This is a genomic window from Massilia sp. CT11-108 (genome assembly GCF_047302915.1).
Classification (GTDB): domain Bacteria; phylum Pseudomonadota; class Gammaproteobacteria; order Burkholderiales; family Burkholderiaceae_D; genus Telluria; species Telluria orientalis.
The window spans coordinates 1-8666 of the sequence record NZ_JBKYMO010000241.1 but is presented as its reverse complement, the minus strand read 5'-3'; the positions used below and the strand labels follow the sequence as shown (position 1 = coordinate 8666).

At 65.7% G+C, this 8666-nt stretch carries 11 protein-coding genes; 3 read left to right on the top strand and 8 right to left on the bottom strand.

Annotation, left to right across the window (positions count from 1 at the left end; all coding sequences use genetic code 11):
- The first annotated feature begins 166 nt into the window (after positions 1-166).
- Both ACEN88_RS18670 and ACEN88_RS18665 read left to right on the top strand, forming a co-directional pair.
- Positions 167-724, top strand: coding sequence for a DUF1439 domain-containing protein (locus ACEN88_RS18670; RefSeq protein ID WP_413341917.1), 558 nt, complete (start codon positions 167-169; stop codon positions 722-724).
- A 322-nt stretch (positions 725-1046) separates the two neighbouring features.
- Entirely contained in the window at positions 1047-1259 is a 213-nt protein-coding gene (locus tag ACEN88_RS18665) for a hypothetical protein (RefSeq protein WP_413341915.1), read from the top strand.
- Between the two features lie 15 nt (positions 1260-1274).
- Here ACEN88_RS18665 and ACEN88_RS18660 read toward each other — a convergent pair whose 3' ends face one another.
- The gene (locus tag ACEN88_RS18660; protein ID WP_413341913.1) at positions 1275-1892 is read right to left on the bottom strand and encodes an Hpt domain-containing protein; all 618 of its coding nucleotides are present in this window, start codon (positions 1890-1892) and stop codon (positions 1275-1277) included.
- Positions 1893-1897: 5 nt separating this feature from the next.
- Positions 1898-2857, bottom strand: coding sequence for a CAP domain-containing protein (locus ACEN88_RS18655; RefSeq protein ID WP_413341911.1), 960 nt, complete (start codon positions 2855-2857; stop codon positions 1898-1900).
- 148 nt (positions 2858-3005) lie between these two features.
- Between ACEN88_RS18655 and pssA the strand changes: the two genes are divergently transcribed.
- Positions 3006-3797 carry a CDP-diacylglycerol--serine O-phosphatidyltransferase gene (gene pssA, locus ACEN88_RS18650; RefSeq protein WP_413341909.1) on the top strand — a complete coding sequence of 264 codons (792 nt, stop codon included), beginning with the start codon at positions 3006-3008 and terminating at the stop codon, positions 3795-3797.
- Positions 3798-3804: 7 nt separating this feature from the next.
- Here the strand turns inward: pssA and ACEN88_RS18645 are convergent, their stop codons facing one another.
- From ACEN88_RS18645 to ACEN88_RS18620, 6 genes are all read right to left on the bottom strand, one after another.
- The gene (locus ACEN88_RS18645) at positions 3805-4113 is read right to left on the bottom strand and encodes a metal-sensitive transcriptional regulator (RefSeq protein WP_413341907.1); all 309 of its coding nucleotides are present in this window, start codon (positions 4111-4113) and stop codon (positions 3805-3807) included.
- Positions 4114-4127: 14 nt separating this feature from the next.
- Positions 4128-5057 (bottom strand): aldo/keto reductase, encoded by a 930-nt coding sequence (locus ACEN88_RS18640; RefSeq protein ID WP_413341905.1) that lies wholly within the window; start codon positions 5055-5057, stop codon positions 4128-4130.
- Between the two features lie 138 nt (positions 5058-5195).
- Positions 5196-6344 (bottom strand): D-alanyl-D-alanine carboxypeptidase family protein, encoded by a 1149-nt coding sequence (locus ACEN88_RS18635; RefSeq protein WP_413341903.1) that lies wholly within the window; start codon positions 6342-6344, stop codon positions 5196-5198.
- A gap of 100 nt (positions 6345-6444) precedes the next feature.
- Positions 6445-7074: an alpha/beta hydrolase gene (locus ACEN88_RS18630; protein ID WP_160410777.1), complete on the bottom strand. Its 630-nt coding sequence runs from the start codon at positions 7072-7074 to the stop codon at positions 6445-6447.
- A 21-nt stretch (positions 7075-7095) separates the two neighbouring features.
- On the bottom strand, positions 7096-7422 hold the full coding sequence (locus ACEN88_RS18625) for a (2Fe-2S) ferredoxin domain-containing protein (RefSeq protein ID WP_105380024.1): 327 nt from the start codon (positions 7420-7422) through the stop codon (positions 7096-7098).
- 43 nt (positions 7423-7465) lie between these two features.
- A complete protein-coding gene (locus ACEN88_RS18620) occupies positions 7466-8593 on the bottom strand; it encodes a VanZ family protein (protein WP_413341901.1) in 1128 nt (375 codons plus the stop codon).
- Positions 8594-8666 lie beyond the last annotated feature (73 nt).

Genomic DNA, 8666 nt, shown 5'->3' with positions numbered 1-8666 from the left:
CGCGCGGCGGCTGCCTCGACAAGGATGCGTCGGCCCTGTCGCGCAAGGCGCACGCGCTGCTGCACAAGCGCTGGCCGAAGAGCGAATGGGCGCGCGCAACGCCGTACTTCTATTGATGTGTTAGGCTTCGCCCCATCCATGGACGAGTGAGGCGATGATGACGGCGATGACGAGACGGACGTTCGGCAAGGCGGCGCTGGCGCTGGCGGGCGGTGGCCTGCTGGCATCGTGCGCGACGGTGATCGGACCGCGCCGCGTCGAACTGTCGCAATCCCGCCTGCAGGCCGGCCTGGAGCGCCGCTTCCCGCTGCGCAATCGCATGCTCGAGCTGTTCGACGTGCAGCTGACCCGGCCGCGCCTCGCGATCATGCCGGAGACGGACCGCGTGGGCCTGTCCCTGGACGTGTCCGTGTCGCCCCCGTTCCTGCGCCAGTCGTGGAACGGCAGCCTGGCCATGTCCGGCCACCTGGTGCTGGACAATGTGCGCAATGCCGTCGTCCTGTCCGCCACGCACGTCGACAGCTTCGACGTCGATGGCATGGAGGGCGACCGCGCGCGCGACCTGGGCCGCGCCGCCGATCTGCTCTTGAATCAACTGATGCGCGACATGCCGGTCTACACCTTCCGCCCCGAAGACCTGCGCTACGCCGGCGTGCAATTCATTCCCACCCGCCTCGAGACGGCGCCCGGCGCCCTGTTCGTCACGCTGGAACCGGCGCGCTGACGGCATCCGGCGCGCCCGTCGTAAATCCGGCACGGCGGCTCGCACGATTGAACGGCCCGGCGCACGCATTGCCATTACTGCTATTATTTCGGGCAGTTGGATGGGCCGGCATCGGTGACGATGACGTCGGGGCACCGTGACTGTTGTTTCTTGAAAACTCGTGGGCAACAGGCGTTGCACAGGTAGCACATTCGGCGCACACTGGTTTGAAAGACCACGTACCGCAGAAGCGGGCACAAGCGCGCTTGCGCTTTCTCATGCACACGATGTTCCACTAAAGTAATCTCAGCGTTACTGACGTGCTGCCGGTAAGGGGGAAACCTTGGAAACGATACAGGAAAGTGTTCCGGACAAGAGCGTGCCTGTCGATCCGGCCGTCGCGGCGCCCATGAGTGCGGCGCCGGTGCCCGCCCGTCTGAGCCTGCCACCCAAGGGCGCGTGCTGGTATTGCGACAAACCGCTCGACAGCGTGCGCCGTTTTTGCGGCAAATCCTGCGCCGATTCGTTCGACGAAGAAGCGGAATACAACCGCTGAACCGCGGGCTGCGCGTCAGCCGCCCGCCCGTTCGCGCAGCAGCGCCAGGGCGCCGTCGAAGTCGAAGCCTTCGACCAGGTCCGCCACCTGGCGATAACATCCTTCCCCGAGTTGTGCGGCCAGCGCGCCGGCGCCTTCGCGCACGAGGTCGACCGCATCACCATTGCCTTCGTCGAGCAGCGCCATCAGGCGGTCGACGATAGCGTGATCCATCTCCGCCGGCCGCTGCGCCGGCGCCGTGGGACGGCGTTCCGGCAAGGTGAGCGCCAGCGCATCCAGTTCGCGCAACACCCGTTCCAGCTCATCCTGCAGGCGCGCGAGGCTGCCGTGGACGTCGCCCGCGCCCCCGCGCAACAGGCCTTCCACGATGTCGGCCTGGCGCCGCAGCGGTACCGCCTCGATCATGCCGGCGGCCCCTTTCAGCGTGTGGACGAGGCGCAGCGCCAGCGCGGTGTCGCCCTGGTCGTGCGCGGTGCGGATGCCGGCCGCGCCATGGCGGTATTCGTTGCGGAAGCGCGCGAGGACGCGTCCGAACAGGGCCCCGTCGCCCATCAGGCGCGCGATGCCGCCCGCGTGGTTCACGGCGGGGGCATCGTGTGCGTCTGGCGGGAAACGGTGGTCGGGACTGTCCATGCGTTTTATTTTGTCGTGAATGACCAGGTGCGGCCGATCGGGACACCGTCGATGGCGCCCGAGAAGCTGACATCATACGTGGTCGCGGACGCCAGCTGGGCCAGAGGCACGATCGCCGCCGCCGACTTTGTGGTTGTATTCGAATCCTTGCCCAAGGCCAGCAGACGCGTCTCCAGGTCGCTACTGGTCCCGTGTGCGCGCATCGTGAAACTCTGGACCGTCAGTGTGCGATCGAGGTTCGTGTGCACGCTGACCGGGTAGCCGACGACGCTGCGGTCGGGCACCGGATCCGGTTCCTCGTAATCGCTGTTGAAATTGTTCGGGACCTGGGTCTGGCCATTGAACGGCCACGTGACGATCGTGCCCGCGGCGATGCCGGTCCCGTAGCCGCTGTTGGTGACGAAGTCGGCGGTAAAGTAGCTGTAATTGGCGGACGTCGTCGCCGCACCTGCGCCGATTTCCTTGAACACGGGTTCGAAGATCACGAAGCGGTGGTAGATCGCCGTGATCAGTTCCTCGGCCATGTAGAAGCCGGAACCGTTCGAGGTGGCCGAAATGACTTCGCCGATCGCATTCGGCGACCCGAACACGTAGCCGGCATTCTGCAGGCGGTCCTGCAGGCGCGCGCCCGTGTAGCCGGTCTTGCCGGCGGTCTGGTCGTGCGTCACCACGTTGTTGATGCGCTGGTAATCGGAATGGCCCTGGGCCGCGGTGTCGATGACGGCGTTGCGCGCCAGCGCCGGCATACCGATCTGGCTGCGGCGGTAGTTGATCCAGTTCAGGCCGTCGGTGGCGATGTTGTTCGTCGCCGTGGGCGCCGAGGCGTCCTGTCCCGAGAATCCGGTGGAGGGAGTCACGTTCGGGGCGCCGGCACTGCTCCCGCCGCCGCCCCCGCCGCAGGCGACGAGCGCCCACGCCGCGGTACAGGCGAGGGCGATCTGCCGCACGCGAAGCATATTGTTCATCATATATCACTCCCGGCGTCGGTCCTGATGGGGTAAAGGAGCCTCCATTCTAGGCGAAATCGGGGCCCGGTGACGATCGTAAGGACAATCGCGGCCCCGGCATAAGCCCATGTAAAATAAGCCATTCTTCCGCTTTTAACGAATTCCAGTGAATCCGACCCGCCAGCAGCGCCTCGCGCGCGCCAAGTTTGCCCTGCCCAGTTTCGTGACCCTGCTGTCGATTGCCTGCGGTTTCGGCAGCATCGTGATCTCGGTCGACAACGCCCCCGTGGGCGATCCGTCCGACTATCGCCTGGCTGCGATCCTGCTGGTGCTGGCGGGCGTGTTCGACGCGCTCGACGGCTTCGTCGCCCGCGCCACCAACACCCAGTCCGCGTTCGGCGTGCAGCTGGACTCCATCGCCGACGTGATGAATTTCGGTTGCGCGCCCGGGCTGCTGCTGTACTGCTACGGCTTCGCCCAGATGGGCGCCGCGCACCCGACCCTCGTGCGCATGGGCGGCCTGGCGTGCTTCGTGTTCGTGGCCTGCGGCGCGCTGCGCCTGGCGCGCTTCAACGTGATGGTCGGGAAGACGGACCCACGCTACTTCGTCGGCATGCCGATCACCGCGGGCGCGGCGTGCGTCGCCTCGGTGGTGGTCGCATGGCCGGACCCGGTGGCCGACATGGCCGGTGCCTTCCTCGTCATGCTGCTGATGGTGGCCGTCGGCACGCTGATGGTGTCGACGATCCGCTTCCCCAGCTCCAAGCAGCCGAAATCGAAGGCGGCGCTCGTCGCGCTCGTCGTCTGCATCGCGCTGCTGGCGCTGTTGCGCACGCGCTTCTTTGCGCTGTTCTTCGTGTTTTATATCAGCGCGACGCTGCTGCTGAACATCGCGTGGCAGGGTGGGTGGACGAAGATTGCGCCGCCGAAGGTGTACGAGGACAACGTAGAGGACTGAGGGCGGACTAAGCGAACTTGTCGAACATGGCGGCCAGGCGCGCCGCCGCCGCTTTCGCTTCCTCGACGTCGCCCGCATTGCCCGTATGGGTGACGATGCTGGCGGTGAGGAGCTGCACGAACGACCGGTCCAGCGCCTTGCGCGCGGCGGCCATCTGCTGGGCCACGGCGTCGCAGTCGGACGGCGCGTCGGCCAGCGCGATCAGCTTCTGCACGCCGCGCAGTTGGCCTTCCACGCGCGCGAGGCGGTTCAGCAGGTCCTTCTTCTGCTGCGCCGTCAGCGCGCGGCCTTCCACGATCTTGAGGGGTTCGCCCATGGCGGCGTAGGCTCCTACGCGACCTCGTGCCCGCGCGCGGCGCGCAGGATCGTGAACCAGTCGGCGCGCGACAGCTGGAACGTGGTGCCGGCGACGGCGACCGCGATCGCCTCCGCGCGGCCGCTGCCCGTCAGCGGGATGGGACGCGACGGCAGTTGCAGGATCCACGCGAACACCACGCTGGCGAACGGCTGGTGCAGGCGGTCGGCGATCTCCTTGATCACGAGGCGCAGGTTTTCCGCGTTCGCGTCGTTCGACGTGAACAGGCGGCCGCCGGCCAGTGGCGACCAGATCATCGGCGCCACGCCTTTATCCTGCAGGCCGTCGAAGGTCTCGTCGAACATCGGCGCCACGTGCAGCGGCGAGAATTCGACCTGGTTCGTCGACAGTTCGATGCGGCGGTTCAGCGCCTCGAACTGGTGGCGGCTGAAGTTCGAGACGCCGAAGTGCAGCACCTTGCCGTCCTGCTTCAGGCGCGAGAATGCGTCCGCGATCTCGTCGAAGTCCATCAGCGGGTCGGGGCGGTGGATCAGCAGCAGGTCGAGGCGGTCCGTGTGCAGCTGGCGCAGCGATTCCTCGGCGGACGCGACGATGTGCGCGGCGCTCGTGTCGTAGTGCTGGATGGTGTGCTGCGGGCGTTTATTGGACAGCAGCTTGATGCCGCACTTGCTGATCAGCTGCATGCGGTCGCGCAGCGACGGCTGGGCGCGCAGCGCTTCGCCGAACAGGCCTTCGACGCCGTAGTTGCCGTAGATGTCCGCATGGTCGAACGACGTGACGCCCAGCGCGATGCATTGCTCGATGAAGGCGATGCGCTGCTCCACCGTCATGTCCCAGTCGCCCATGCGCCACATGCCGGCGACGATGCGGGACAGTTCGAGGTCACCGTTCTTGCGGGGGGCGATGCGCGGGCAGGACAGGTCGCGGGGGAGGGCTGGGTTCATTGCGTTTTTTCCAGGTTGACGGATCACGTCATTATAAAACGTCGTTCCCGCGGAAGCGGGAACCCATGCTGAGGTGATCGAGGACGCTCAGTATGGGTTCCCGCCTGCGCGGGAACGACGGTGTTTACAGGCAGGTGATTACTTCATCCAGAGGCGCATCGAGTCCCACGCCCGGCCAAAGATCGACGCTTCCTGCACCTCTTCCAGCGCCACGACCGGCAGCGCCAGCAGCGGCTTGCCGTCGACGTTCATCTTCAGCGTGCCGACGCGGCTGTTCAGGGCCAGCGGCGCAACCAGCGGGTCCTTGCGTTCCAGGACCGGCTTCATTTTCTGCGCCACGCCCTTCGGCACGGTCACCCACACGTCGTTCGGGAAGCCGATCTTGACGTTCGACTTGGAGCCCTTCCAGATTTCCGGGGTCAGGATGGCCTGGCCTTTCGAATACAGTTTGACGGTGTCGAAGTTCTGGAAGCCCCAGTTCAAGAGCTTCTGGCTTTCCGCCGTGCGGTTGCCGTCCGACGTGGCACCGGACAGCACCGAGATCAGGCGGCGCTCGCCCGCCGGGCCGTTCGGGCGGTGGGCCGACGCGATCATCGAGAAGCCCGACGCTTCCGTGTGGCCCGTCTTCATGCCGTCCACGGTCGGGTCCAGCCACAGCAGGCGGTTGCGGTTCTGCTGCTTGATGCGGTTGTATGTGAATTCCTTGACCGAGTCGATCTTGTAGAACTCGGGGAAATCCTTGATGACGCGCGCAGCCAGGATCGACAGGTCGCGCGCGGTGGAGTAGTTGTCCGGCGACGGCAGGCCGTGCGGGTTGGCGAATTTGGTGTTCTTCATGCCCATGCGCTCGGCGTCGCGGTTCATCAGGGTGACGAACGTCGCTTCGTCGCCGGCGACGGCTTCGGCCAGCGCCACGGCCGCGTCATTGCCCGACTGGACCATCAGGCCGTACAGCAGGTCGCTGATCTTGACCGGGGTGGCGGGGTCGATGAACATCTTCGAGCTGCTGCCGTCGACCTTCCAGGCGCGGACCGACACGTTGACCATCTGGTCCAGCGTGACTTTCTTGTCGCGCACGGCTTCGAACACGACGTAGGCCGTCATGACCTTGGTGAGCGACGCCGGCTCGATGCGGGTATCCGGATCCTGCGAGGCGATGATCTGGCCGCTGGTCGCGTCCAGCAGCAGCCACGAACGGGCGGCGATTTGCGGGGCCGGCACCTGCTGCGCTTGGGCGGCCGACATCAAAAGGGCACTGGCGGCGAGGGCCGCGATTAACTTTTTCATGGAAGACAATTCAGAGGATTACGTGGATTGTGATGCGATAGACAATGCTCGAAAGCATTGCCTTGAAAGAAGATCGCATCATTATAGGCCAGCGTTCGCCTCAAATGTCACGTCTCCACAATTGCGCGACAAGATTTTTAATGTGGACGAGCTTGCGGTGGAAGAAGTGGTCGGCGCCGGGGATCACGGTCACGGGGATGTCGAGCGGGCGCGCCCAGTCGAACACGTGCGCGAGCGGTATCGTATCGTCAAGTTCGCCGTGGATCAGGATCGTGTCGGCCGGGACTTCCGGCATCGGCCACTTGCCGGCGGCCGTACCGACCAGCGCCAGGCGCTCGGCCGGGCGGCCCTGCTGGATCAGGCGCTGTTGCAGTTGTGCCTGCACGAAGGTGCCGAACGAGAAGCCGGACAGCGCGTACGGCAGGCCCGGATACTGTTCGATCATGTGGTCGAGCATGATTTCCATGTCGTCCACTTCGCCGCGGCCTTCGTCGTGCACGCCTTCCGACTCGCCCACGCCGCGGAAGTTGAAGCGGGCCGTCACGTAGCCGAGGCCGACGAAGGCGCGGGCCAGTGTCTGCGCCACTTTATTGTCCATCGTGCCGCCGTACAGCGGGTGCGGGTGCGCCACGAGGGCGATGCCGACGGGCGTGCCTTCCGGTTCGTCCAGCACACACTCCATCTTGCCGGCGGGGCCGGTCAGGTAAAACTTCTGGGAATTCTTGTTCATTGCTTGTTCAGGCGTACTTCGTCAGATCTTCAGGCGTTCGACGACCTCGCCCTTGACGAGGTGGCGGTCGATGATTTCGTCGATGTCGGAGTTGTCCACGTAGGTGTACCAGGTGCCCTGCGGGTAGATGACCACGACGGGGCCTTCCTCGCAGCGGTCCAGGCACCCGGCCTTGTTGATGCGCACCTGGCCCGGGCCGTTCAGGCCCAGTTCCTTGACGCGTTTCTTGGCGTGCTGCTGCGCCGCTTCCGCGCCGCTCTTGCCGCAGCTGGGGCGGCAGTCCTTGCCTTCGCGTTCGTTCAGGCAGAAGAACACGTGGTGTTGATAAAAGGGTTTGTCGTCGTTCATGTCGGTTCCGGATGGCGTGTATCTTTCATATGATACGCCGTTATCAAGAGCGATTCAGCCGGTGCGACGGCAGCAGCAGGAACCACAATGCGATGATGGGCCAGGCCATGTCGAGGAACTGGGCCGCCCCGTTGAAATTCAGGAATTTACCCTGCTGCCAGGCCTGCAGGGTGGAGACGAAATACGGGTTGGCGGGAATCGTGTTGACGACGATGAGCGACAGTACGAGCGTCACGACGGCCAGCCGGCGCTGCGCGACCTGGGGCGCGAACGCAAGGCCCGTCAGCATGATCAGTCCGATCAGGAAGCCGCCTTCGGCGCCCGGCGTGACCCACACGAACGCATTGTCGGGCGCGAAGAACAGGGAACTGGCGAGCGTCTTGACGACGATGCCGACGCCGACCAGCGCCAGCATCAGCGACAGCCGCGGCGCGCCGCGGCGCGTGAGGCACAGCAGCGTGAGGGCGGCGCCCGTCATGCCGCACGCGGTGATGATGGTTTCAGAGAGCCAGTATTGCTCCACGCTCATCGGCACGTCGCCGCGCAGCATGGTCACGAGGTCGATGTCCGTATCGAGCCAGTCGGACAGCCATTCCGACAGCAGCGGCAGGATCTGGCCGTTGCCGAACAGGTAGTTCTGCGGATAGACCTGGGCCAGCGGCCACAGCGCGACGAGCACGAGGCCCTGGCTCGCATGCGCCGCGAACCAGCGCTGCCGCAGCAGATACAAACGGCTGCGGTCGAGCAGCATCGGGGCGAACCACGCGCCGATCACCGCCCCGGCCAGGCAGCCGCCCGCATTGGTCAGCAGGTCGAGGCTCGACGGCACGCGGCTGGGCAGGTAGTTCTGCACGACCTCCATCGTGCCCGAGACGAGCAGGCCGACGACGGCCGCGATGGCGACCGCCCACAGGCCACGCACGCGCGGATGCAGCGCGAGCACGATCAGGATCCCGAACGGCATGTAGCCGACGATGTTGACCATGACGTCGAAGCCGGTCCACCAGCGCGGCATCTGCAGGACGAGGAAGGCGAACGGCGACAGGCCGCTGCTGCGCCAGCCGGAGAACGGGAACCAGCTGGCGTAGATGATCAGCAGCAGATAGGCCAGCAGCGCCGCGCGCGCCACCGGCGAGGCGCGCGGGCCGGCAGCGTCTTCCGTCTCGGTCATCGTCGGTTGAGATTCAATGTGCCCAGCCACGCCACGATGTCGGCCGCGACGGCATCGGTGCTGGCCGCGAGGG